At 65.6% G+C, this 24,608-nt stretch carries 15 protein-coding genes, 1 tRNA gene, 2 rRNA genes and 1 pseudogene; 3 read left to right on the top strand and 16 right to left on the bottom strand.

The window, feature by feature from the left end:
• Positions 1 to 6: 6 nt before the first annotated feature.
• Both OKW76_RS13090 and OKW76_RS13085 read right to left on the bottom strand, forming a co-directional pair.
• Positions 7 to 1,167 carry an HlyD family efflux transporter periplasmic adaptor subunit gene (locus tag OKW76_RS13090; RefSeq protein ID WP_416221819.1) on the bottom strand — a complete coding sequence of 387 codons (1,161 nt, stop codon included), beginning with the start codon at positions 1,165 to 1,167 and terminating at the stop codon, positions 7 to 9.
• A complete protein-coding gene (locus OKW76_RS13085; RefSeq protein ID WP_265549298.1) occupies positions 1,164 to 2,594 on the bottom strand; it encodes an efflux transporter outer membrane subunit in 1,431 nt (476 codons plus the stop codon). The genes OKW76_RS13090 and OKW76_RS13085 overlap by 4 nt, the downstream gene beginning before the upstream one ends.
• A gap of 91 nt (positions 2,595 to 2,685) precedes the next feature.
• On the opposite strand from OKW76_RS13085, the gene OKW76_RS13080 reads away from it, so the two are divergent.
• The gene (locus tag OKW76_RS13080; protein ID WP_265549297.1) at positions 2,686 to 3,306 is read left to right on the top strand and encodes a TetR/AcrR family transcriptional regulator; all 621 of its coding nucleotides are present in this window, start codon (positions 2,686 to 2,688) and stop codon (positions 3,304 to 3,306) included.
• Between the two features lie 34 nt (positions 3,307 to 3,340).
• Here OKW76_RS13080 and OKW76_RS13075 read toward each other — a convergent pair whose 3' ends face one another.
• Complete coding sequence (locus OKW76_RS13075) at positions 3,341 to 4,468, bottom strand: aldose epimerase family protein (protein WP_265549296.1); 1,128 nt, start codon at positions 4,466 to 4,468, stop codon at positions 3,341 to 3,343.
• Positions 4,468 to 7,062, bottom strand: coding sequence for a cellulase N-terminal Ig-like domain-containing protein (locus OKW76_RS13070; protein ID WP_265549295.1), 2,595 nt, complete (start codon positions 7,060 to 7,062; stop codon positions 4,468 to 4,470). Before OKW76_RS13070 ends, OKW76_RS13075 begins: the two co-directional genes overlap by 1 nt.
• A gap of 208 nt (positions 7,063 to 7,270) precedes the next feature.
• On the opposite strand from OKW76_RS13070, the gene asd reads away from it, so the two are divergent.
• The gene (gene asd / locus OKW76_RS13065) at positions 7,271 to 8,122 is read left to right on the top strand and encodes an archaetidylserine decarboxylase (protein WP_265549294.1); all 852 of its coding nucleotides are present in this window, start codon (positions 7,271 to 7,273) and stop codon (positions 8,120 to 8,122) included.
• Positions 8,123 to 8,297: 175 nt separating this feature from the next.
• Here the strand turns inward: asd and OKW76_RS13060 are convergent, their stop codons facing one another.
• The 9 genes from OKW76_RS13060 to OKW76_RS13020 all read right to left on the bottom strand — a co-directional run bounded on the left by OKW76_RS13060 (position 8,298) and on the right by OKW76_RS13020 (position 19,432).
• The gene (locus OKW76_RS13060) at positions 8,298 to 8,555 is read right to left on the bottom strand and encodes a hypothetical protein (protein ID WP_265549293.1); all 258 of its coding nucleotides are present in this window, start codon (positions 8,553 to 8,555) and stop codon (positions 8,298 to 8,300) included.
• A 9-nt stretch (positions 8,556 to 8,564) separates the two neighbouring features.
• Complete coding sequence (locus tag OKW76_RS13055; protein WP_265549292.1) at positions 8,565 to 9,644, bottom strand: metallophosphoesterase; 1,080 nt, start codon at positions 9,642 to 9,644, stop codon at positions 8,565 to 8,567.
• 137 nt (positions 9,645 to 9,781) lie between these two features.
• Positions 9,782 to 10,609: an exonuclease domain-containing protein gene (locus OKW76_RS13050; RefSeq protein WP_265549291.1), complete on the bottom strand. Its 828-nt coding sequence runs from the start codon at positions 10,607 to 10,609 to the stop codon at positions 9,782 to 9,784.
• The gene (locus tag OKW76_RS13045; protein ID WP_265549290.1) at positions 10,606 to 11,190 is read right to left on the bottom strand and encodes an alpha-ketoglutarate-dependent dioxygenase AlkB; all 585 of its coding nucleotides are present in this window, start codon (positions 11,188 to 11,190) and stop codon (positions 10,606 to 10,608) included. Before OKW76_RS13045 ends, OKW76_RS13050 begins: the two co-directional genes overlap by 4 nt.
• Positions 11,191 to 11,259: 69 nt before the next feature.
• Positions 11,260 to 17,187 (bottom strand): DUF3320 domain-containing protein, encoded by a 5,928-nt coding sequence (locus OKW76_RS13040; RefSeq protein WP_265549289.1) that lies wholly within the window; start codon positions 17,185 to 17,187, stop codon positions 11,260 to 11,262.
• A 122-nt stretch (positions 17,188 to 17,309) separates the two neighbouring features.
• Complete coding sequence (locus OKW76_RS13035; RefSeq protein WP_265549288.1) at positions 17,310 to 17,810, bottom strand: MarR family transcriptional regulator; 501 nt, start codon at positions 17,808 to 17,810, stop codon at positions 17,310 to 17,312.
• A 115-nt stretch (positions 17,811 to 17,925) separates the two neighbouring features.
• Positions 17,926 to 18,372, bottom strand: a complete 447-nt coding sequence (locus OKW76_RS13030) for a hypothetical protein (protein ID WP_265549287.1) — start codon at positions 18,370 to 18,372, stop codon at positions 17,926 to 17,928.
• 43 nt (positions 18,373 to 18,415) lie between these two features.
• Positions 18,416 to 18,769, bottom strand: a complete 354-nt coding sequence (locus OKW76_RS13025; RefSeq protein WP_265549286.1) for a hypothetical protein — start codon at positions 18,767 to 18,769, stop codon at positions 18,416 to 18,418.
• A 60-nt stretch (positions 18,770 to 18,829) separates the two neighbouring features.
• Positions 18,830 to 19,432, bottom strand: coding sequence for a helix-turn-helix domain-containing protein (locus OKW76_RS13020; RefSeq protein ID WP_265549285.1), 603 nt, complete (start codon positions 19,430 to 19,432; stop codon positions 18,830 to 18,832).
• A 542-nt stretch (positions 19,433 to 19,974) separates the two neighbouring features.
• Between OKW76_RS13020 and OKW76_RS13015 the strand changes: the two are divergent.
• Positions 19,975 to 21,097: pseudogene (locus tag OKW76_RS13015) on the top strand (IS3 family transposase).
• Between the two features lie 180 nt (positions 21,098 to 21,277).
• Here OKW76_RS13015 and OKW76_RS13010 read toward each other — a convergent pair.
• From OKW76_RS13010 to OKW76_RS13000, 3 genes are all read right to left on the bottom strand, one after another.
• A tRNA-Met gene (locus tag OKW76_RS13010) sits at positions 21,278 to 21,354 on the bottom strand.
• A 95-nt stretch (positions 21,355 to 21,449) separates the two neighbouring features.
• A 5S ribosomal RNA gene (gene rrf, locus OKW76_RS13005) occupies positions 21,450 to 21,564 on the bottom strand.
• Between the two features lie 104 nt (positions 21,565 to 21,668).
• A 23S ribosomal RNA gene (locus OKW76_RS13000) occupies positions 21,669 to 24,463 on the bottom strand.
• Between the last annotated feature and the right edge of the window lie 145 nt (positions 24,464 to 24,608).

Raw genomic sequence — 24,608 nt, 5'->3', positions numbered from 1 at the left:
CGGCTCCTAGCGATCGCCGCCGATGTCGATCTCGGCCTCCATCGACAGCCCGACGCGCAACGGGTGCGCGCGCAGCTCTTTGGGGTCGAGCGCGATCCGTACCGGCAACCGCTGGACCACCTTGATCCAATTGCCCGTTGCGTTCTGCGCCGGGATCAGCGCCGACGACGATCCGGTGCCACCGGCCAGCCCAACGACGCGGCCGTGATAGACCACGTCGTCGCCATGCAGGTCCGACGTCAGCGTCGCGCGCTGGCCGACGCGGACATTCTGCAGCTGGCCCTCCTTGTAATTGGCATCGACATATAGCTTGTCGACCGGGACGATCGCCATCGCCGCGGTGCCCGGCGCGAGCCGCTGGCCGATCTGGACGTTGCGCTGCGAGACCACGCCGTCGATCGGCGCGCGGACGACGGTGCGCGAAAGGTCGAGCTTGGCCTGGCGCAGCTTGGCGCGCGCGGCGAGCACTTCGGGCGCGGTCGCCTGCGTCGTGCCGCGCGTCAGTGCGATATTGGCGGCGCGATCCTCGAGCGCCGAGGCGCGGGTCGCGGTCGCCTGCGCGATGCCGGCGCGCGCGATCGCGACATTGGCCTGCGCGGTCCGCAGTGCGTTAGTGGCCGCGGTCACTTCGTCGCCCGACACCGCACCCGCCGAGATCAGCTGCTCGCGCCGCTGATAATCGATCTGCGCGCGCTCGAGATTGCCCTGCGCCAGCGCCAGCTGCGCCCGCGCGCTGCCGATATCGGCACCGCGCGCATTGGCCTGTGCCGCCAGCGCATCGCCCGTCGCCGCGGTCTGGGCATAGCGGCGCTCGGCGCCGGCAAGCTCGGCCTCGGCCTGCGCAACCGCGATCTGCAGATCGGCATCGTCGAGCCGCATCAGCACCTGCCCGCGTTTCACGGTCTGGGTATCGCTCACCGCGACGTCGATCACCTGCCCCGCGACCAGCGGCATGACCTGCGCGGTTTCGGCGGCGACATAGGCATTGTCGGTCGACACCCGCTTCGACAGCACCAGCATGTCATAGAGGAAATAGGCAGCGGCGATCACCACCAGCACCGCGGCGAAGATCAGCAACAGCCGCTTGCGCTTGCCCGGGTTCGAACGGTCGACCGGGATTTCGCCCGTCTGCGCCTGGCTGCTCTCGGGGGATGGCATGTCCATCATCGTGTCTCGCTGGTCTGGATAGAAGGTTGAAAGCCGCCGCCGAGCGCGCGCACCAACTGCACATCGAGCGCGAACCGGCGCGCATCGATGTCGGCCAGGCTACGCCTTGCGGTCAGCACCGCCTGCTCGGCGCTCAGCACGTTGAGGAAGCTCGACAGCCCGCCGCGGAAGCGCAGCTGCGCGACGGTATAGGCGCCCTCAGCATCGGCGAGCGACGCCTGCGCATCGCGCAATTGCTCGGCCACTTGCCGCCGGCTGGTCACCGCATCGGCGACCTCGCGCAGCGCGCCGATCACCGCGCGGTCATAGGTCGCGACGGCTTCGTCATATTGGCCGCGCGCCTGGCGATACTGGCCCTGCAGCGCGCCACCGCGAAAGATCGGCAGGCTGATCGCGGGGCCGACATTGCCGATGCTCGACCCGCCCTTGAACAGGCTGTCGAGCCCGAGCGACTGCAAACCGATCAGCCCCGACAGGCTGATATTGGGGTAGAAATCGGCGCGCGCGACGTCGATCCGGCTGGCGGCGGCTTCGGCGCGGGCGCGCGCGGCGGCGATGTCGGGGCGGCGGCCGATCAGCGCGATCGCGGCGTCGGCGGGCAGCTCGGGCGCGAGCACAGGGGTTTCGGGACGGGTGATCGCCAGCGCGCGATCGGGCCCGGCGCCGACCAGCGCGGCGATCATGTTCTTAGTGAGCGCGATCTGTTCGGCGTTGGCGGCAAGATCGACGCGCGACGCCGGCACCGCCGATCGCGCCTGCTTCAATTCGGCCTGGGTATCGAGCCCGATCGCGACCCGGTCGCCCACCAGCCGCTCGGTCGAACTGCGCACCGCAAGCGCGCGTTCGAGCACGTCGCGCTCGGCATAGAGCCGCGCAAGGTCGGCATAGCGCGCGGCGATATCGGTCGCGAGCGACAGCGCCGCCTGCTCGCCCTCGAGCCGTGTGGCTTCGGCATCCGACGTCGCCGCCGCCAGCGCCGCGCGGTTGCGCCCGAACAGGTCGAGATCGAGCCCGAAGTTGAGCGCCAGCCGGCCGGTGTCGTTCCACCCCTTGGGCACGAATTCAGCCGGGATGCCGTTATTGTAGCTCTGCTTGTTGAGCCCCGCCGCGCCCTCGGCGTCGAGCCTCGGCAGCCCAGCAGCGCCCGCCTGCTGCAGCACGCCTTGCGCGCTGCGCACCCGCGCGGCGGCGATCGCGATGTCGGGCGATCCCGCCAGCGCCTCGTCGATCAGCGCGTTCAACTGCGCATCGCCATAGCCACGCCACCACCCCGCCGCCGGCCAGGCCGCGGCGCTGCGGGTCGCCGCCAGGCTGGTACGCGCGGCATAGGTGTCGGGGGTGGCAAGCTCGGGACGCGGCCCCAGATCGGGCGCGGCGCAGCCTGCCATTGCCACTGCGATCGCCCCGCAGCCGATAAGCCGAATCATCTGCATAAATTACCGTACTCCTGGGTACGGCGCGCAGATGGTTCCGCCATCGCTCCTTGTCAATCGATTACCGTACTTTATAGTACGATGAATGGTTAAGCCCAAAACCCGCCGCGATCAGAACCGCGAAGCGCGGCGCGCCGCGATCGTTTCGGCGGCGCGCGAGGCGTTTCTCGAACATGGCTATGCCGCGACATCGATGTCGACGATCGCGACCCAGCTCGGCGGATCGAAGGGCACGCTCTGGGCCTATTTCCCTTCGAAGGAAGAGCTGTTCGCGGCGGTGCTCGACGAGGTGACGTCGAACTTCCGCCAGAATCTCGACGACACGCTGCGGCCCGAGCGCGAATATCACGCGACGTTGCTCGACTTCGCCGAACGCTTCCTGCGCAAGATGCTCGATCCAGACAGCATCCGCTTGCACCGGCTCATCATCGGCGAAAGCGGCCGCTTCCCCGAAATCGGTCGCCTTTTCTACGCACGCGGCCCGCAAGTCGTGATGGAGCGCCTGTCGCGCTATATCGCCGGGCGGATGGAGGCCGGAGATTTGCGCAGCGAGGACCCGCTGCAGGCGGCGATGCACCTGATCCAGCTGATCCAGACGCAGCAGAACCTTCGCCTATGGGGGATCATCAGCATCCCCGAGCCCGACGAAATCCGCGCCCATGCCGAAAAGGCACTCGACCTGTTCGACCGCGCCTACGCAAGCTGACCCTCGCCCCGGCCGGTCGCGGCGCGGTGCTTGGCTATTTGACTGCCACCCCGAACCGCCACACCGTCACGCCCTTGAAGCTTTTACCCGGACGCAGCTCGGTGGAGGGGAAACTCGGTTGGTTCGGGCTGTCCGGAAAATGCTGCGTTTCGAGCGCAGCACCCGCGCGTTTGGTTAGCGGTCCAGCGCTCCCCGCCTCGCTGCCGTCCATGTGCTCGGCAGTATAGAATTGCACGCTCGGCTCGGTCGTTTCGATCGTCAGCGTCCTGCCGCTCGCGGGATCGGTCAACACCGCCACGCTGCGGGGTTCGTCGGCCACCCCGCCGCGCAGCACGAACCCATGGTCATAGCCCGGACGCGGCTTGATCGCCCGGTCAGTCGCGTCGATCCGCGCGCCGATCGCGTGCGGATCGCGAAAATCGAGCGGGGTTCCCGCCACCCGCGCGAGCGCGCCGGTGGGGATCCCGCCTTCGCGCGTCACCACCATTTCATCGGCGGCGATGCTGAGCAGATGGTCTTCGACCGTCCCCGATCCCACCCCGCCCAGGTTGAAATAAGCATGGTTCGTCAGGTTGACGACCGTCGGCGCGTCGGTGGTCGCGCTGATTTCGGTGGTGAGCGCATCGTCGTCGGACAAGCGATAGACGACGGTGATCGTCATCGTTCCCGGATAGCCCTGCGTCCCCGCCGGCGAAACGTGGCGCAGCACCGCGCCCACACCCTGCTGGTCGGAGAATTCGCGCACGCGCCAGATCGCGCGATCGGGTCCCTGCCCGCCGCCGCCATGCAGCGCGTTGGGGCCGTTGTTGGGCTTGAGCTGGACCATCCGCCCGTCGAGCGGAAAGCGGGCACCGGCGATCCGCCCGGCATAGCGTCCGATCATCGAGCCGAACCAATTGCCTTCGCTGCCGCGGCGATAGTCGCTCTCCCGCGGATAGCTCAGCACCACGTTCGCACGCCTGCCCGCGCGGTCGGCGACTTCGACGCCGGTCACCGTCGCGCCATAGTTCAGGAAGCGCACCCGCGTGCCGTTGGCGTTCTGCAGCACATATTCGCGGATCGCTGGATCATCGTCGACGATGCCGCCCGCGACCTGCGCCTGCGCAACGGGCGCTACCAACAGCGCGACCGCGACCAGCGACATCGTTCGACCCGCGCTCATCACTTGGCCCCCGCATATTTGCGGTCGGCCGCGAGCGCCAGGAACATGAAGTTCGTCGCACCACCGCCCATGACATATTCCCCTTGTTGCCAGAAATACGGCCAGGTCTTGAGTTCGGGCAGATCGGGCCGCACCAGGTTCGTCCCCGAAATCACCCCGCCGGGAATATACGACCAGTCGGCGCGATTCACCCCATAGGCCACCAACGCCGATTCGGCCCCCACCCCGCTGACGAAGCTCGCGCGGTTCTCGCCCGGATGCGCGCCGAGCACGAAGTTCAGCGCATTCAGCCAGCTGGCCTCGTCGGTCGCGTCGGGCCAGCCCTTTTCGAAGAACCATTGCTGCACCCCGCGCTCCTGGATATCCCAGCCCGCGCCCCAGATCTTGGGGACATAGGGGATGCCGTAAGGGCTGTCGGTCTTGGCGCTTGCCTGCACCGTTCGCTGATAGCCGACCACCGCGGCATCGACGCGGCTGCGCATCGCCGCGGGCAGGTCACCGCGGATCGACGCCAGCATCCACGCGGTTTCGCCGGGCTTGGCGACGATCACGTCGGTCATGTCGCCCAGCGCGGTGAAATAGGCGCGGTCGCCCGTCGCCTGCGCCAGTTCGGCCAGCGCGAACACCTTGTTCGGCACGCTCTTGGCGCGCGCCATGGCATTGGCAGCGATCGCGCGTGCCGCGGCGAGCGCTTCGGCCGACAATGCGGGATTGTTGCGCTTTAGCACCCGGGCGGCGGCGGCGAGCCCGGCGGCGGTGTAGAGTTCGCGATCGGGGTTATCCTCGGTGAACACCCAGCGATCGTCGAAGTCGACCGGTTTGCCATTGGCATCGACACCGAGCCCCGCGACCGGCTTGCGGAAGACGTTGTCGCTATGGTTCGCGGCGTCGCCGAGCATCGCGTAGGACCGAAGATCGGGGGTGATGACCCCGCGGTACAGCCGCCCCAGCGCGCGATAGCCGCCGAGCACGCTGGCGAGCCCGTGCTCGATCTGCTGGATCGCGTCGTTCTTGCCGTCGGGATCGCGGATCTCGACCGATTTCGCCGCGGCGTCGACCCGCGTCGCGTCGTAATCGAGGCCGAGTTCCTCGACCATCTTGGCGAGCACCCACACCGTGCCGATCTGCGATTCGACGCGCAGGTCGTAATCGCCCGCGTCGTGCCAGCCGCCGGCGTTGAGCCCCGGCACGATCTCCCCCGGCGCGAACCGGGTCATCGGCTGCGGCCCCTGCACATAGCCATCGAAATGGTTGAGGTCGGTGCGCGCCATCAGCGCATCGTCCTGATGGTCGAGCCCGTGCCACACGCGATATTTCTCGCGTACCAGCATGTGGCACATCTGCACCGGCAGGAAGGTCTCGAGCGTCGGCTGCCACACCCCGCGCGAATAGACATCGTCGCCGATCCGGAACGCGTTGGTCTCGGTCCCGCCATAGGCCAGCACATACATGCCGGGGGTGGTGACATCGGAAAAGTCGAAGGTGCGGTAGCGATAGCGCAGGAAATTGCCCCAGTTCGCCGTCGGCCCGGTCTTGACCGCTTCGCGCCCCGCGGCGGTCAGCCGATAGAGCGTCGCCTGCGCTTCGGTCGCGACGCCACGGGCATCGAGCTCGATCACCGCGCGCTTGGGCTGGGCGGCGGCGTAGCCGACCTGGCTCACCTGGACGACCGGGGCATAGCTCCAGCCGGCGATGGTGTTGGGCCGCACGACCCACGACACCGCATTGGTGGTGGCCCCCGCCTTCACCGTCTCGCGCGCGATATACCAGCCGTTGTTATGCGCCGATCGTCCATCGATCAGCGCGATCGTTCCGGTCTCGCTGGTGATCGTCATGCGCTGGCGATCGCTTTCGGGCGCTACCACCAGGCTGCGGCCGGTGCCCAGCGGCACGCCCAGGATCTGGCCGTTGGGGTTCTGCACCGGCCCGTTGGGCTGCGCGTTGCGCGGGACCGGCACCTGGGGTCCGGTCGATGCCGCGACCGGGCCGTTGGGCTGGCGCGGGAAGGTGCCGCCCTGATCGCCCATCACCCAGGAGCGTCCGAACAGATGCTCGGGGAACAGCTCGAAATTGAACCCCACGCGGCCGACCCATTCGGCGGGCACCGGCTGATCCATGTCGACGCTGACGCGGAACCCGCCGCCTGGCTCGGGCGCGACGCGGACTTTGTACGACAGCTCCAGATCGGGGTAGAAGATCGGGTTGAAGCCTTTGCCGTCCTTGTCGGGATCGGGAAAGGAAAGCGTCTGGGTAATCGTGCCGGTTGCCGGATCGATCTTGCGCTCGCCCCCTTTAGGCATCGGCGACCATTGGCCGGGCTCGGCCTCCAGCCGGATGTCGCCATTGGCCGCGACACGCAGCCCGTGCTGGATCACCGTCACCCCGGTCTGGTGGCCATCGGGATAGATATCGTCGAACACGATCACGTCGAGGCCGGGCCGGGTCAAATAGCCGCGCTCCGACAGCGAGAGCTGCCCGTCTTCGGCCGCCGCGGTCCGGGTCGGCGTCGCCGTCTCGCGCCGGGCCTGCTGCGCACCGACCGGCACCGCCAGCGCAACCGCCGCCGCCATCGTCACGAACCTGTATCCCCGCATCCCGTCCTCCTGCAGCGCCGGGCATCGATTGCGCGCCCGGTCATCGCCGCCACGATTCGCAGCCGATCGGGTCGGTTGTCAACGCACTCAGCGGGACAACCACTTCAAATCAGCGACAATCGCACGATCTGACGCTACGGCCGAGACACCGGCACCGCCGGGCATGCTGGGTGCCCGTTGCCCAGTTCCTCTCGCTTCGAGCTTCCCGATGTCCGATCGCCTTCAAATCCTGCTGCAACATCTGCTCCCCAAGCAGCGGCTGACCGTGTTCGCGGGCCGCGTCGCGGGTGCGCGCGGGAGCGCGCTGACGCCGCGGCTGATCCGCTGGTTCGTAAAGCGCTACTGCGTCGACATGGCCGAAGCCGCGAACCCAGACATCGCAAGCTATGCGAGCTTCAACGACTTCTTCACCCGGCCGCTCAAGCCCGGCGCCCGCCCGATCGCGCCCGCCGATTTCGTCTCGCCCGTCGATGGCGCGATCAGCCAGTTGGGCGCGATCGACGACCATCATATCGTCCAGGCCAAGGGGCATCGCTTCACCACTACCGAACTGGTCGGCGGCGACGCGGCGCTGGCGGCAGGGTTCGCGCATGGCAGCTTCGCCAACCTGTATCTCTCGCCGCGCGACTATCACCGGCTGCACATGCCCTGCGACGGCAAGCTGCGGCGGATGATCTATGTGCCCGGCGCGCTCTTTTCGGTGAACCCCGTCACCGCGCGCGGCGTCGCCAATCTGTTCGCGCGCAACGAGCGCGTGGTGTGCGTGTTCGATTCACCCGAGCATGGGCCATTCGTGATGGTGCTGGTCGGTGCGACGATCGTCGGCAGCATGGCGACGGTTTGGCACGGCGTCGTCAACCCCAAGCGCACCGGCGCGCCTGCCGAATGGGACTATGCCGACCAAAATATCGTGCTGAAGCAGGGCGAGGAAATGGGCCGCTTCCTGCTCGGATCGACGATCGTCATGCTGTTCAAGCCGGGCACGATCGCCTTCAACCCCGCATGGGCGCCCGAACGCCCGGTGCGGCTGGGCGAGGTGATGGGCAACCGTCCGGACTGAGCTTTGGCGCCAGATAACCTCGGGCCGATTTAAGCCCAACCGTTCGTGCTGAGCTTGTCGAAGCACCGTATGTCTTCCGCGAGCCGGTCGCGAGAAAAGACCGGTGCTTCGACAAGCTCAGCACGAACGAAATAAGAAGAAGTGATCGCGCTTTAACGTCCGAGCGCGCCAGGGGTCACAGCCCAAGCTTGTCGAGCGCCGACGCCATTTCGGCATCGAGTGCGCCGTCGTCCTTGGGCGACAGCCGGTTGAGCACGGTCTGCACCCGCCGCTGCGCCACCTGCAGCGTCTTGTGGCGAACCTGGCGCACCGCGTTGGTCCGCCCCGACCGGCTCTCACCCAACGTCGCGGCCCATTTGGTCTCCTCGGCGGCAAGCACCGCCAGCGCGAGCCGCAACCCGTCGCGTCGCCCCCGGTCGTAGTCGTCTGTCATTCGCCCTTCCTATGCCGCCGGCCGCAGCGTGATCCGCGTCAGCTCGGACGGACGCCCCAGTCGCAACGCGAAACCCGGCCACAGCGCGGTGCCGTTGTTCACATATAGCTGCATGTCGCCCACCTGATACCGCCCCGAGACGAAGCCACCATTGGCGCGCGCGACGATCCGGTCGAGGCCGCGGATCATCCCGCCATGCGTGTGACCCGACAATTGCAGCGCGATGCCCAGCGGCGCAGCCGCGCGCGCATTCTTGGGCTGGTGATCGAGCAGGATGATCGGTGCGCCAGCGGGTGCCCCGGCGATCGACGCGGCAACATTGGGCCCCGAATGGCCGGTGCCCGGCGCGGTAAGATCAGTGACGCCCGCGATCACCAGCCGCCCCTGCCCGCGTGCGATCACCGCATGGTCGTTTTCGAGCGCGCGCATCCCCATCGCCGACAAATGGCGCATCCATTCGCGATAGCCGAAGAAATATTCGTGGTTGCCCGGAATGAACAGCACGCCGTCGCTCGCGCGCAGATCGCGCAGCGGCTCGACATCGGCGCGGCGCCGTTCGACGCTGCCGTCGATGAAATCGCCGGTAACGACGATCAGATCGGGGGCGAGCGCATTGGACTTGTCGACCACCGCGCGCGTCCAGCGCTCGGGGAACAGCCGGCTGATGTGCAGGTCGGTCAACTGGAGCATCGTGTAGCCGTCGAACTGCGCGGGCAATCCGGCGATCCTGACCTCGATCTCCTTCACCGGCGGCACCCGAACCGCCTGCGACACCGCGATCGCCGCCAGCACCGCCGCGCCTGCCGCGATGGCGTAGCGAACGCCATCGGGGGGCGAAGCGCCGCGGCGGACGAGCCACACCACCAGCGTGCCGAGGTCGAGCGCCAGCAGCAACACCGCGAGCAGCGCGATCGTCCCGAACGCCCAGTTGAACAGCACGACGATCGCAAAGGGGAATTCGGGCGAGAATACCGACCCCGACGATAACCGGCTCCACAGGTGATATTGCGACGCCACCAGCACCGCGATCGCCAGCACGATCTTCATCGGCGTCGGGATGCTGAGCGGCCAGATGAAGCGCGCGATCACCAGCAGGCCGGGCAGGCTGAAAAACAGATGGAAAATCGTCGGTCTCCGGTGCGCGGGGATAGGCTGGGTCGTTCGCTACGACGCCAGCGGGCAAAGCACCAAATCCCCGCTGGCCACAAAGCTCCGCCGCACGGCGATCAGGCGGCGAGCATTTCGGCCAACCGGTGCGCGGTGACGATCCGGATCGGTTGGCCGCCGAGCCGCGCCGCCTGCGCCTTGCGCAACTGCGGATCGCTGCGCACCAGCGGCCCCTCATCGGCAAGCACCAGCATCGTCGTCGTGCTGCCCACCGCGGTGCGGACCACCCCGCCTTGCGCGGCGATGCCATGCGCCAGCGGCCCGTCGCGCGGTTCGCCGACGATCACCACGCGCTCGCCCTTGAGCGGGCCGTTGGCCGCCGCGCGCGGTGCCGCCCCCGGCTTGCGCGGCGGCGCCATCCAGTCGGCGAGCGACAATCCGGTGTGGTCGATCGCCTTGACGATCACCCAGCCCGCTGCCCTCGCGTCGCTGAGCGCATCGTGGTGGCGGTGCGGAATCCCCAGATAGCGCGCGAGCCCGCCCAGTTTATGGTTGGCGAGGTCGGGCCAGGCGCGCTTGGCGACACGGACGCTGTCGAGCCAGGTCGTCTCGATGATCGTCCGGTCATGAACGCGGCAGGCGGCGGCGAGCGCGCCTTTGTCGAAATGCGAATGCGCGACGGTGACACGCCCCGCCAGATGCCGGTCGATCTGGGCATGGACATGCGCAAAGGTCGGCTGCCCGGCGACGTGATGCGCGGCGATGCCGTGAATGTGGGTGTTCATCGCGTGAAACTCGTCGCACGGGTCGAGCAGCGTTTCCCAGGCGAACAGCTCGCGCCCGTCGCGAAAGCCGACGATCCCGACCTGGCAGATGCTGCTGACCCGCGCGCACGCGGTCTCGACATCGATGACGACGAAATCGGGGAGATCGGTGTGCGTCGTCAAAGCGCCGCGCCGATCAGCATGCGCCCACGCTCCGACAGGCTGCGAAACGTCACCGACCAGCGCTTTTCCGTCATCGCCGCGATGCTATGCTCCCAATCATACCGCGCCTCTCCCTGGAGGTGATAGATTCCGCGCGGCGGCAGCGGCACGCTCCGACGCTCGAAGCGCTCGTTCGATCGGCGGCGAAAGCGCATCGCCGCGGGGGCACCGAGCGAAATGCCGACGACATGCTCGAAATGCGGCCGGTCGCGATGCCAGCCAATCCCCGCGCCGGGATCGTAGCGGATCAGCAGCGCCTGTTCGAGCGTGCCGGGCGCGAGGCTCGCAAACGCCTCGGCCCGGTCGCGCGCGGGTTGCAGCCAGGCGGGCATCGGATCGGTCGCCGCCAATGCGCCGCGATCGAAATCATAATGCAGCCCGAAGCTGTGCGTCAGTCGCTTGCCGAGCCATCCCTGGAAGCGGAACGGGGCCAGATCGAGCGAATCGATCTGCGCGATCAGCGCGCGCTCCTCGTCCGCCGTGACGAACGCATCGGCGCTGCGCAGGCCGGGCAGCAGCGGTTCGTCGAACAGATCATGCATCGGGGGGCTCATCGAGGCGGAATGCGTCCTTCCCCCAGTGGTCGTCCGACTGTCAACCGCGCCGATCGGTCAAGCTTCGCCGCGACCCGCTCGACCCGCCTGCCGCGCCAGGTTGATCCGCGCGCGCGCCGCCGCGCTGAGCCGCCGCACCCCGAAGAACCGCGCGACGTCGGACGCGTCGAGCGCGGTCCCTGCGAACCCCAGTTCCTCGATCGCGATGTCCTCGATCTGCCGGATGTCGTTCGCCCCCGCCGGCGCACGCGCGCTGCGCCACCCGCGCCGCTGCTCGGCCGAACGCCAGACGAACGCCGATCCGCCGGCCTCGCGCGCGACGTCGAAATCGCGCTTCGCGGCGGCCATCACCCGATCGCGGATCACCCGCCCCGAACGCTGAAAGCCGTGCGCGCGCGCGATCCGCTGGACGAGCAAGGCTTCGGCGATCGGTGCTTCGCGTTCCACCACGGTTCGGATCAACGATCCAAGGGTTGAGTCATAAGCGGGTTCGTAGAAGGCGATCGGGTCGATCGCGTCACACACCCGCGCGAGATCGACCACGGCGTACGTCGCGGGGGCTTGTGGCGCAGCGCGCGCGAACAGCGGCTCGTCGATCGGCACCGGCTGGTTCACCGGGCGGACCAGGTGCGCCAGCGCTTCAGCCGGTCGCCGGTCCCCCGCGATCGGCCTGTCGAGCAGCATCAACTCGTCGTCGACGTCATGCCACGCGCCGCCATTTTTACCTCCGTCGCCATCGTCATTCTCGACATAGGTCGCCGGCGGAACGACCGGGGGCACGGGCAACTCTGCCTCGATCGCCGCAACCACCGCCGCGCGATCGGCCTCGAGCTGCTGTTCGATCTGCCGGTGCAGCTTCTTGGTCGCGCGTTCCTTGTCGATCCACCAGTCGGTCGACCACACGCGCGCCAGCTTCCACCCCAGGCTCTCCAGGATCGACGCGCGCACCTTGTCGCGATCGCGCGCGGTCGCGGCGCTGTGATAGGTGGCGCCGTCGCATTCGACCCCCAGCAGGAAATCGCCCGGGCGGTCGGGGTGGACGATGCCCAGGTCGATGCGGAACTTCGACACCCCGACTTGCGGCACCACCCGCCATCCGCGCCGCTGCAGCGCGCACGCCACCGCCTCCTCGAACGGCGAATCGGCACCGCCCATCGAACCCTTCACCGCTTCGGCCAAGGCGCGCGGGCCGCGCTCGGCGAATTCCAGGAAGTGCTTCAGGTCGGCGATCGCGCGCTGGCTGGTCCGGGTGAGATCGATCATCCCCGGATCGAACGACGTGAATAGCTGCATCTCGACCCGCGCGCGGGTCACCGCGACGTTCAGCCGCCGCCAGCCGCCATCGCGATTGAGCTTTCCGAAATCCATCGACATCGTCTTGCCCGCGGGCTCGGTCGGGCCGAAGCCGATGCCGAGCAGGATCAGGTCGCGCTCGTCGCCCTGCGCGGTCTCTAGATTGCGCACCACCACCGGCTCGAGGAGCTCGTCGCTGAAATGGGGTTCGATCTCAGGATGCGCGCGCCGCGCCTGGTCGAGCAAATCCTCGACGAGCTTCATCTGCTCGGCGTTCATCGTGATGATGCCGATCGTCAGGCGTTGGCCTTGCGGATCGACGAACCGCGGGTCGCGCAGGCGGGCGACTGCGGCGTTGACGATCGCCTGCGCCTCGATCGGATTCGTCCGCCCCGCGCCGCGCGCATACACCCCCTCGACGCGTCGCCACGACACCGCGCTCGATCGCGTGACCGGCGCCGGGAACGTCACCAGCTTGCCGTCGTAATAGCGGTGGTTCGAGAAGGTGATCAGGCTCTCATGCTTGCTGCGATAATGCCAGTCGAGACTGTGCTGCGGCACGCCCGCCCCCAGGCATTCATCGAGGATGCTGTCCATATCGGCGTCGGTATCGTCGTCCTGCGATATCGACGAAGCGCCGCGCGCAAAGTCGTTCGACGGCGGCATCTGGCGCGGATCGCCGGCGATGACGACCTGCCGCCCGCGCGCCATCGCACCGATCGCGTCCCATGGCGTGATCTGCGAGGCCTCGTCGAAGATCACCAGATCGAACAGCGCCTGATCGGCGGGAAGATATTGCGCAATCGACAGCGGGCTCATGAGCATGCACGGCGCCAGCCGGGTGAACGCCTCGCCCATATCGGCGGCGAGCTGGCGGATCGGCTTGTGCGCGCGCTGCAGCTGCAGCTGGTGCTTGAGCACGCCATATCCGTCCTTCTTGCCGACCTCGGCGCGATCGGGGATCAGCCCGCACAACTTGGCGCGGATGTACCGGACCGACAGCGCCCCCATCCGCTCGTCGACCGCCCTGAACCGCGCGATCCGATCCTCCTGTTCGCCCGCCATGAAGTGGGTGAGCAGCGGCTCCTCATCGATCCGGGTGGCGGCGAACCAGCGCGCATAGCCGATTTCGAACGCCGTCGCCGCATCGGCGGGTTCGACCACGCCGCGTTCGAGCGCCTCGACTAGCGGCAGGAGGCCGGCGCCGACCGCAGCTTCGCGGACGCGGCGCCAGTTCGTCCATGCCTGCAGCCGCCGCGCATGCTCGACGACCGCGACCGCGCGTCGCCGCAGCGTTTCGAAATCGGCAGCGGCGCCGGCACCCGAAAGACCATCGAAGCTGGTTACCGCCTCGTCATAGCTCGCAATGGCTCCATCGAGCCGCGCGACCGCGCCTGCCACCACGCCATCGGGCGCGAGCAGCGCGTTGGCATCGAGCACCAGCGCCGATACCGCGCGCCGCAGCTCGGCCAGCGTTTCGGGGCATCGTGCTTCGGCGGCGATCGCGGCGAGCAATGCCTCGCCAAGCGCAATCGCGCGATCGACTTCGGCGGCCTCGCTGTGCAGCCCCGCCCATCCCGCTATGCCCCCTACCTTCGCCTCCAGGCCGTCGATCCGCGCAAGCAGCTCGCGCATTGCGGCCAGCGTCGTAAGGTCGGCCGCAACGTCGAGCGGCTGGCTCGCCCCGCCCGCCTGCGCCAGATCGCGCGCGACGCGCCGCTTCGCCAAGGTCGCGAAGATCCAGAACCGGCGCTCGGCATCGGCCCACGCCGCGCGCATCGCCGCGAGATCGATCCGCCGCGCCGCCTCGGGAGCATAGGCAGTCGTCAGCTCGGCCTCGCGCTGGCGATATTCGTCGAGCAACCGCAAGCCCTGTCGCGCCGCGGCGACGCGCTCGGCGACATCGGGCGCGAAGGCGAAGCCGAAGTCGCGGCCGTGCATCGCCAGCAGCGATCGCGCGAAGGCCGCGCACCGGCCGATCGCCGCACGGTCATCCGCCTCGATCGGCAGCCCGGTCGCCTTCCGAACCGCGGCATGCGCCGCGAGCAGCGCCTCGATCGCCGGCGGCACAGCCCCCGCGGCAGCGACGATCGCCTCCTGCCAGCCGTTCGACCATTGGGTGCGCGCGACCCCCTCCAGGTCCGAGGTCACCTCGGCCACTTCGCCGCGCGCGATACCCAGCCCGCGCGCGACGTCGCGCAACCGCACCATGTCGGCGGCATCGTGGCGTTGCTGCCCATCGAAGCCGAATTTGGGCGTGGCAGGCCCCGCATCGCGGACCGTCCGGCCGATCGCCGCATGGATCGTCCAGCCATTGGGCTCGATCCGGTGCAGCAAGCGGACGACGTCGTTCAGCCCGTCGCGCAGCCGCCGTGCCTCGGCGGCCTCGGTCGCCCACTCGTCCTGCGTCAGCGCGTCGCGGATCGACCATGCGCGATCGAGCTGCTGCAACACCGCGGTCTTGGTGGCCTTGGCCGAATGGAGTTCGAGGCAGAACGGCGCCAGCCCCTTGTCGCTCAGCCGCCGGTGAACGACGTCGAGCGCCGCCTTCTTCTCGGCGACGAACAGCACCCGGCGTCCCAACGCAAGGTTATGCGCGATGATGTTGGCGATCGTCTGCGACTTGCCGGTGCCGGGCGGACCATCGAGCACAAAGTCGTGCCCCTTGGCCGAGGCGACCACCGCCGCCATCTGCGAACTGTCGGCGGGCAGCGGGGTGAAGAGCGCCGAGGGGTCGATCTGCGCGTCGAGCTCGTCGGGGCGCGGAAACTGCCCCTTCGCGCCGACGACATCGCCGTCGCGCTCGATCAGATGGCGGACCAGCGGACTTTCCTTCAGCCGGTCGGCGCGGTCAACCAGATCCTTCCACATCAGATATTTGGCGAAGGAAAAGGTGCCGAGCACCACTTCGGGCACCACCTCGAACCCCGCCATGTCGCGTACCGCCGACCGCACCATCCGCCACACCCCGGCAACATCGACCCCGCTCGCATCGGCGGGCAGCTCGCCGTCGAGCCCGGGGATCGCCAGCTCGAAATCCTGGCGGAGCAGCTCGAGCAAGGTCAGGTTGAAGCGGGGCTCGTCCTCGTGCCGGGTCATCACCACCCCCGACAGCGCGCTTTTGCGTTCGAGCCGTACCGGCAGCAGGATCAGCGGCGCGCGATAGGCCTTCTCCTCCGACGCGCTCTTCTTCCACTTCAGGAAGCCGAGCGCGAGATAGAGCGTGTTGGCGCCGCCTTCGTCGAGGTCGGACTTCGCCTTGCGGAAGAGCTCGATCAGCAACGCGTCGAGCTTGTCCTTGCCCAGCAGCGACAACGCCTCGCCCCGCGCCAGCGCGGCCTTCGCGACTTCCTCACGCAGGTTGGTCTGCGTCTGCTGCTCGTACAGCTTCTCGTCGCGCCCGCCGGCATCGAGCTCGGGCATCGGCACGACGCGAACCTTCTTGCCCGAAGACAGGATATCCTCAAGCGCGCCGGGGTCGGGACATGCCAGCTTCAGCACTTTGGCGCCTTCGGGCACATGCAGCAGCCGGTTGCCCGTGGTGAGGTTGAGGAGCTTGCGCTGCCACTGGCGGATCCGGTCGCCGGGCGTGTCCGACGCCTCGCCGACTTCCACATCGAATGCGGGCAGCGCGGGGGCGGCTTCGAGTCCCTCCGACGCGGCAAGCGGGGCGTCGTCGAGCGGCACGCGCGCGTTCACCGCAACGCCGAGCGGTCGCACCCGCTGCATCCGCGCGCGGCGGATGTCGATCGCCATTTCGAAACCGGCCTCGGCGGCTTCGGCGATCTGGCGGCGGGCGGCCGCCATCGCCTGGCTGAAGCTTGCCGGCGGCGTATGCGTCGCCAGCGTGGTTTCGAACAACAGCAGGTCGTCGAGGTCGAAGCGGCGCCGCAACGCGCCCGCCTCGTCGGTCAGCAGGTTCGCGAACTCGACCGGCTGCAACCAGACCCCGGCAAAGGCATGCCCCTTGGTCACCACCACCAGCGGGTTGAGCCCCGCCTGTTCGAGTGCCGCTGCGAACAGCAATGCGGTATCGAGGCAGGTCGCGACACCGCCGTCGAGGATCGCGCCCGGCGTGCGCACTTTCTGCCCCGAGCGTTCGAAGCTGGCGGGGGGCAGCGCATAGGCGATGCGCAGCCCCGCCACCGCCGACCAGATCGCCGATGCCAGTTCCCACACCCGCTCGCGCTTGCCGCCGGCATAGCCGTCGAGCGCATCGGGCTTGCCCGCGCGGCGCAGGACGTCGGACGCGGCCTTGAGCACGCGATCGACCGCGGGATCGTTGGGCATCACGAACGCCGGCAGCAGCTCGGCCATCGTGCCGAGCCCACCCCATTCATTGTGCGCGAGCAGCTCGACCCGGTGGCGTGCCTCGGCCAGCGTCTCGCCCTCGGGAGACACGAGCGTGAGCGTGAGCGTACCGGCCACCGATTCGCTCAGGTCGCCGAGCAGCGCAGCGTTCAGATCGACATCGCGATCGGCGATCCGCAACGCGTCCCCAGGCGCCATCCGGTCGATCCGCCAGGTCTTCTGGCTCAAGAAAGGCGGATCGGACGAAAGCGTGAGGCGAAGATCCTCGACGATCTTTTCGGCGCCATGCCGCAGCTCCAGCTCGCGCAGCACCGGCACCGCATTCTGGTGCGAGGCGAAGCCGATCTTGGCCGAAACCGTCGCCTCGATCGTCCAGGTCATAGGTCACCCTTTTGCTGATCCGTGACGAGCATCGACCATGGCCACGAAAAGATGGCACCTCGGCACTAGCCTGGCCGACGCCGCCAAAAGCCGGCGCAGGCGGGATGGCTAGCTTGAGGATTTCACAACGACAGCGGGCAATGCAGGACCTGGCCCAGCATCGGCCGAAGTTCGCGCAGCGCCTGTTCGACGGCATCGCGCCCCGCCGGGGTGAGCCGGACATCGCTGCGCCGCCGATCGGTCTGTACCTGCCCCCGGCACACCAGCCCCTTGTCCTCGAGCACCCGCACCATCCGCAGCCCGGTCGTCGTCGGCGCGCCCGATGCCACCGAGGCGCTGGTGACCGAGATCGCACGCCCCTCACCTGCGGAGGCGTACAGGTCGAGCAGGATATACCATGCCGGTTCGCCGAACAGGTCGGCGGGGAAGAACTTCGATCGCCGCTGGCCGAAGTCATACAGTTGGCGCGCAAGAACCGTCAGGTCCACCGATGCGGTGGCCTTGCTGCGATCGTTGATGTTGCGCGCCGGCTCCTTGGGCACCGAGCGCGTTGCTCTGGCGTCATCACGGCGATCGAGAGGGTCGCGATAGGGTATGCGTATGATCGGCAGATGTTGCATCATCGAACCTTGTGCTGCGCCATCGGGTGCAAGGCACCGTTCGATGGTCGGGAAATGTGCCGCCCATGCGGCGGAGCGTCGATTGCGCGGAGAACTCGGGAGGCTTGCCAGCGACAGGTCAGCCCTGGGCGAAGGACCAGGGGCGATCGATGCCGTTGTGGATCAGCCTTCGCCGATGGCGGTACGTGCCCGCGGCGAGGATGAGCAGCGCCGGGTAGCCCGAAAAGGCGTGGAACACCGCGTACACCTGCGGCACGATCGACGGCGCCGCCCAGACCGCGGTGTGGCCCAGCAACCCGACGCCGACGCAAGCGGTCATCGCCATCGGCCAATAGCGGTTCGCGCGCAGCGCCAACCCCATCAGCGCCACCGCCATGACCGCGTCGATCACGATGATTCCGATTTCCGCCGATTGGAAGGTGACGAACTGGATCGAGCCAATCACCACCGTCGCCGCTACCGCCGCCGCGATGATCGCGGCGGCGATGCGCTCGGGCGCGCCGCCATATGCCGCCGAATACCCGCAGCATACGAGCAGCAGCGCGAGGAAGAGCACGACGTTCATCGAGCGTTGTTCCAAACATGACCCGATCACCCGGTCAAGTATGTCACGCCACCAGCCGCAGCGGCGCCTCGACGCCGGGATCCGCGGCAGCATTTTTGGGGCAGGGGAAGACGTCGCCGAACGCGGTCACGTCGAGCCCGGCCTCCTCGCCGGCTTCGCGCAGCCGTTCATGCGCGCGCGCCATATGATGCCGAGCGCGCACCATCAGCACGAGCGCTTCGGCCGCGTCGCTGAGCGCGCCCTGCCCGACACCGAACGGCAATTGTGCCGCGATCCGCGCCGCGGCGATCGATCCGGGCAGGCGCGAAAGATCGGTCAGCGCGGTATCGATCGCGCGTTCGCCGGCGAACAGTGCCGCGGCGACCAGCCGTGCGGATTCATCATGTTGAGCAAGCATGTCTATCCCCTTCCCGCCGGCGACGCCGACGGACCCATCATCCAGAAATCGGAAAAAAGCTTAGGGCTGAATCGCGTCCAGGATGCGAGCCAAGCCTTCGGCGGCGGTAACCAACAAGCTGAGCGCCAGGACAACGCCGATCATCAAACCGACCGTCCAGGCCAGGCGAACCATCGGTGCTAGGTCATTGTGCCTTCCCCCCACCTGCGATGACCGCGACCGAATTGCCGTTCCGAGCGCAGCGGATAGCGGATCGAAACGCGACCGTTTCTCCTCGGCAACCCCCACGATTTTTAGGCTGTCCGACCCGTTCACGTCGTCGAACAACTCATGGGGTAAGGCATGTCGGTCAGCTGCGGCAACGTCCGCCGTTTGATATGCGGCACGCTGCAGAGGAGCATGTATCAGGCTTTGATATGCGTTCTGCTCGACCTGCCGGACGAGACGGGCGGCCTCGAAGCGGTTATCAACGCCCAGTGTCTGCATTGCGATTCGCAACCGCTGATCGACGGTATGCGGCGATATGCCTGTCGTCTTGGCAATCTCCTTCGACGTGCGACCTTCCATGACCAAGCGCAGGCAAGCCAGTTGCCCCTTGTTCAGACGGCTAACCAAGTCGAGGCGATTCTGTTCGCTGGAGGCAGACATGGGGATTTCGACCATGTCCAGCCTATCCCACCCGGAGGGCACATCTGAAGCGCGCCATCGCTCGGCGTTTTGCAGCTCTGCTTCGCTGCCCTAGCGCGATAGGCACTGCGCTCCGCGCCCATTCCGACCGAACGACCCAGCCAAGTTCGACGCAAGGCAACGCACCTTGCGCGGACGCCAAGCGCGCCCGCAAAAACACAAAATTATCGGCTAGTTGATGCATCCGCTCTACTCAAGGTCCCGGCGTTTGATTGTCCCGCCAAGCCCCGTACGCGGCGGGTGCACAATACTCAGAATAGGCCTTTTTCGAGTGCCACTCCTTCATAGTGGATCGGCGTAGATCGGGCAACTGCTCAAGGCCGGCCTGCTTGATCACCAGCACCGGAGCGAACGATCGACGGCTAGCCCGGGGAAGCCACTACAAGACTGCCTGGCAAGGCATTATATGAGCTTGCCGCGTGGTGGCGCAGCGGATCTCGAGACCTTCGGGCCGGCGGATGACGTGCTCCCCAGAATTCATGCCGTTGGTAAGTTAGCTCGTCAGGTGGAGACGAGTGATGCGGCGAGGCGGTTTTACCGAGGATCAGACCATTGGGGTGTTGCGCGAGCATGAGGCTGGCGTGAAGATCGCCGACCTGTGCCGCAAGCACGGGAACAGCGATGCGACATTCTACAACTGGAAGTCGAAGTATGGCGCGATGACGGTGTCGGAGGCGGCACGGTTGCGCACGCTGGATGATGAGAACCGACGGCTGAAGAATCTATTGGCGGGGTCCATGCTTGACGCGTCGGAGCTCAAGGATTTGCTGGGAAAAAACTGACCCGGTCTGCGGAGCGCTACCCTGCGGTGGAGAAGCTGATGGCCGATCACGGCTTCTCCGAACGTCGCGCCTGCAGGCTGATCGAGCTCAATCGGTCGGCATGGCAACATGAGCCGCTTCGCGGGAAGGACGATGCTGTCCGCGAGCGGATGCGCGAGATCGCGAACGAGCGACGCCGGTTCGGCTATCGACGGCCGGCGATCCTGCTCAAGCGTGAGGGGAAAGGCATGGACCTGCAGAAGGTCTATCGGCGGTATCGCGAGGAGCGACTGACGGTGCGAAAGCGCGGCGGTCGCAGGCGCGTGTTTGGAACACGGGCGCCGATGGCGATCCCGCAGGAGCCCAACCAGCGCTGGTCGCTCGACGTCGTGTCGGATGCATTGGCCTACGGCCGGCGGTTCCGCATGCTCAACGTCATGGACGGCTATAGCCGGGAATACCCGGCATGCATCGTTGATACCTCGCTGTCAGGTCGGCGCGTCATCCGCAAGCTGAGCGTCATCGCCGAACGTCGCGGGCTGCCGTGCATGGTTGGTCAGCGACAATGGCACCGAGCTCGCCAGTCACGCCGTTGTTGCTTGGTGCCAGGACACCGGGGTCGAGTGGCATTACATCGCGCCGGGCAAGCCGCAGCAGAACGGCTTTGTCGAAAGCCTTAATCGTCGCTTGCGCGACGAGTGCCTGAACGAACACCTGTTTCCATCGCTGGCTGCGGCGAGACGGATCATCGGGGCATGGGCGGACGGACTACAACACCGTGCGTCCGCACAGCAGTCTTGGCGGGTTAGCACCCGCCGTGTTTACGAACCGCCCCCGCCGGGGGCATATGAACACCGAAGCTAAGTTATCAGCGGTCTGAAAATGGGGAGCACGTCACGGACTATGTCCCGCAGAGTGTAGCTCCGCACCGATACCCGAGCGCTAAGCAACGCGGGTGCGCCTCCCGGGCGAGAAGCGAAACAATAACGTGTCCCGCAAGGCTGCGCCAAAAAAGCGCAAAAAGTCCGCCGCAGGATGTGCTGGGCGGATGGTGGGCGTTTGGTTGCGGGGACAGGATTTGAACCTGTGACCTTCAGGTTATGAGCCTGACGAGCTACCGGGCTGCTCCACCCCGCGCCAAAGACGTTTAGCCGCCCGGCGGTCCTTTGTGGGGACCGGCGGGCGGCATGACATATGAATGGGTTTTTCTCAAAGACAACACCGGCTGCAATGCCTGGCGACGACCTACTCTTCCATCGCTTAGACGATAGTACCATCGGCGCAGTCTGGTTTCACGTTCGAGTTCGAGATGGGATCGAGTGGGTCACAGACGCTATAGCCACCAAGCAATGAAGCCGGTGTAGTCTTTGGGTTTTCAAATCGATGCCCGTGCAAGGCCTTTGATATCATCCACGATCGAGACAGCAGCGCTGTCATTGATGGTGGGACTCTTCAAGCGCGAATAGGACAATTAGGACTGGTTAGCTCCATGGATTACTCCACTTCCACATCCAGCCTATCAAGGTCGTGGTCTTCGACCGTCCTGTGAAATCTTATCTCGAGGGAGGCTTCCCGCTTAGATGCTTTCAGCGGTTATCCCGTCCATACATAGCTACCCTGCTGCGCTCCTGGCGGAACGACAGGTACACCAGAGGTATGTTCAACCCGGTCCTCTCGTACTAGGGTCAACTCCTCTCAAATTTCGACGCCCACGGCAGATAGGGACCAAACTGTCTCGCGACGTTCTGAACCCAGCTCACGTACCACTTTAATTGGCGAACAGCCAAACCCTTGGGACCTGCTCCAGCCCCAGGATGTGATGAGCCGACATCGAGGTGCCAAACGATTCCGTCGATATGAGCTCTTGGGAATCATCAGCCTGTTATCCCCGGCGTACCTTTTATCCGTTGAGCGATGGCCCTTCCACGAGGGACCACCGGATCACTATGACCGACTTTCGTCTCTGCTCGACTTGTCAGTCTCGCAGTCAGGCTGGCTTATGCCATTGCACTCTAACAGACGGTTTCCAACCGTCTTGAGCCAACCTTCGCACGCCTCCGTTACTCTTTAGGAGGCGACCGCCCCAGTCAAACTACCCACCACAGAGGGTCCCTGAACCGGATAACGGTTCTAGGTTAGACATCAGAAAACAACAGGGTGGTATTTCACCTATGGCTCCACGTCAGCTGGCGCCGACGCTTCAAAGCCTCCCACCTATGCTACACAGTTCTTTCCTAATGCCACTCTGAAGTTGCAGTAAAGGTGCACGGGGTCTTTCCGTCTAACCGCGGGTACTCCGCATCTTCACGGAGAATTCAATTTCGCTGAGCATGTCCTGGAGACAGTGGGGAAGTCGTTACGCCATTCGTGCAGGTCGGAACTTACCCGACAAGGAATTTCGCTACCTTAGGACCGTTATAGTTACGGCCGCCGTTTACCTGGGCTTCATTTCAGAGCTTGCACTCCTCCACTTAACCTTCAGGCACCGGGCAGGCGTCAGGCCCTATACGTCGTCTTGAAGCCGACTTAGCAGAGCCCTGTGTTTTTGCTAAACAGTCGCTACCCCCTGGCCTGTGCCCCCCATAAGAGCTTGCGCTTATATAGGGCCTCCTTCTTCCGAAGGTACGGAGGCAATTTGCCGAGTTCCTTCAGGACACTTCTCTCAAGCGCCTTGGTATACTCTACCTGACCACCTGTGTCGGTTTCGGGTACGGTCTATACGGTGGGGCTATTTCCTGGGACCTCTTCGAAGCACGTCCAATCCAATAAGGACGTACAACACACGAGATCCGTCACACACCACCAGGTCACGGAATATTAACCGTGTTCCCATCGACTACCCCCTTCGGGCTCGTCTTAGGGGCCGACTCACCCTGCGCGGATTAGCCTTGCGCAGGAACCCTTGGTCTTTCGGCGAAAGGGCATCTCACCCTTTTTATCGCTACTCATGTCTGCATTCGCACTTCCGATACCTCCATGGTCGGTTACCCTTCCACTTCGCAGGCGTACGGAACGCTCCGCTACCGCGTGATCCAAAGGATCACACCCTAAGCTTCGGTGCACGTCTTGAGCCCCGTTACATTTTCGCCGCAGGATCTCTTGTTTAGACCAGTGAGCTGTTACGCTTTCTTTAAAGGATGGCTGCTTCTAAGCCAACCTCCTGGTTGTTTTGGAAATCCCACATGCTTTCCCACTTAGACGTGACTTGGGGACCTTAGCTGTAGGTCAGGGCTGTTTCCCTTTCGACGACGGACCTTAGCACCCGCCGTCTGTCTCCCGAATAGTACTCCTGGGTATTCGGAGTTTGGTTAGGTTTGGTACAACTCGCGTCGCCCTAGCCCATCCAGTGCTCTACCCCCCAGGGTATTCATTCGAGGCTCTACCTCAATAGATTTCGCGGAGAACCAGCTATTTCCCGGCTTGATTGGCCTTTCACCCCTAAGCACAACTCATCCGACAATTTTTCAACATTGATCGGTTCGGCCCTCCAGTGCGTGTTACCGCACCTTCAGCCTGGTCATGCATAGATCGCCGGGTTTCGGGTCTAATGCATCGAACTCAGTCGCCCTATTCAGACTCGCTTTCGCTTCGCCTACACCTAACGGCTTAAGCTTGCTCGATACACTAAGTCACAGACCCATTATGCAAGAGGTACGCTGTCACCCCATAAAGAGGCTCCAACTGCTTGTAGGCAACCGGTTTCAGGTACTGTTTCACTCCCCTCATCGGGGTGCTTTTCACCTTTCCCTCACGGTACTAGTTCGCTATCGGTCATGTACGAGTATTTAGGCTTGGAGGGTGGTCCCCCCATATTCAGACAGGGTTTCACGTGCCCCGCCCTACTCAAGTCCTTATCTATCACTTTCGCATACGGGACTGTCACCCGCTATGGTCCAACTTTCCAGATGGTTCTGCTAGTTGAAGATAAGGCACTGGCCTGGTCCGCGTTCGCTCGCCACTACTAACGGAATCTCGGTTGATGTCTTTTCCTCCGGGTACTGAGATGTTTCAGTTCTCCGGGTTCGCTTCACCAAAGCTATGTATTCACTTCGGTGATACCCTCCCCAATTAACGCGGCCCCCGTGTCACCACGAAGGCTGAATTAATTGGTGAAGGTGGGTTCCCCCATTCGGAAATCGTCGGGTCAAAGGTTGCTCACACCTCACCGACGCTTATCGCAGCGTGCCACGTCCTTCATCGCCTGTACATGCCAAGGCATCCACCAATTGCCCTTACCTCACGCTTGAGAGTCCACACCACCAACGACAACGCTGGGTAAGTCTTGCGACCTACCAAAACTCGGCAGAGCAGCGAAGTCTGGTATCCGGTGTGGATGATAATCTCAGCCTTGTTTGTGAATGGTCGCACGATCGCATCGCGAACCAGGCCGA

This window comes from Sphingomonas sp. S1-29 (assembly GCF_026167545.1).
Taxonomy (GTDB): domain Bacteria; phylum Pseudomonadota; class Alphaproteobacteria; order Sphingomonadales; family Sphingomonadaceae; genus Sphingomonas.
Note: the sequence above shows the minus strand (reverse complement) of the source record. Positions and strands in the feature narration are given on the sequence as shown.

What these genes read in the sequence shown, in the direction of transcription:
- OKW76_RS13090 (WP_416221819.1), bottom strand. Translation starts at nt 1,167, where the DNA reads ATGATGGACATGCCATCCCCCGAGAGCAGCCAGGCGCAGACGGGCGAA.
- OKW76_RS13085 (WP_265549298.1), bottom strand. Translation starts at nt 2,594, where the DNA reads ATGATTCGGCTTATCGGCTGCGGGGCGATCGCAGTGGCAATGGCAGGC.
- OKW76_RS13080 (WP_265549297.1), top strand. Translation starts at nt 2,686, where the DNA reads ATGGTTAAGCCCAAAACCCGCCGCGATCAGAACCGCGAAGCGCGGCGC.
- OKW76_RS13075 (WP_265549296.1), bottom strand. Translation starts at nt 4,468, where the DNA reads ATGAGCGCGGGTCGAACGATGTCGCTGGTCGCGGTCGCGCTGTTGGTA.
- OKW76_RS13070 (WP_265549295.1), bottom strand. Translation starts at nt 7,062, where the DNA reads ATGCGGGGATACAGGTTCGTGACGATGGCGGCGGCGGTTGCGCTGGCG.
- asd (WP_265549294.1), top strand. Translation starts at nt 7,271, where the DNA reads ATGTCCGATCGCCTTCAAATCCTGCTGCAACATCTGCTCCCCAAGCAG.
- OKW76_RS13060 (WP_265549293.1), bottom strand. Translation starts at nt 8,555, where the DNA reads ATGACAGACGACTACGACCGGGGGCGACGCGACGGGTTGCGGCTCGCG.
- OKW76_RS13045 (WP_265549290.1), bottom strand. Translation starts at nt 11,190, where the DNA reads ATGCATGATCTGTTCGACGAACCGCTGCTGCCCGGCCTGCGCAGCGCC.
- OKW76_RS13040 (WP_265549289.1), bottom strand. Translation starts at nt 17,187, where the DNA reads ATGACCTGGACGATCGAGGCGACGGTTTCGGCCAAGATCGGCTTCGCC.
- OKW76_RS13035 (WP_265549288.1), bottom strand. Translation starts at nt 17,810, where the DNA reads ATGATGCAACATCTGCCGATCATACGCATACCCTATCGCGACCCTCTC.
- OKW76_RS13030 (WP_265549287.1), bottom strand. Translation starts at nt 18,372, where the DNA reads ATGAACGTCGTGCTCTTCCTCGCGCTGCTGCTCGTATGCTGCGGGTAT.
- OKW76_RS13025 (WP_265549286.1), bottom strand. Translation starts at nt 18,769, where the DNA reads ATGCTTGCTCAACATGATGAATCCGCACGGCTGGTCGCCGCGGCACTG.
- OKW76_RS13020 (WP_265549285.1), bottom strand. Translation starts at nt 19,432, where the DNA reads ATGGTCGAAATCCCCATGTCTGCCTCCAGCGAACAGAATCGCCTCGAC.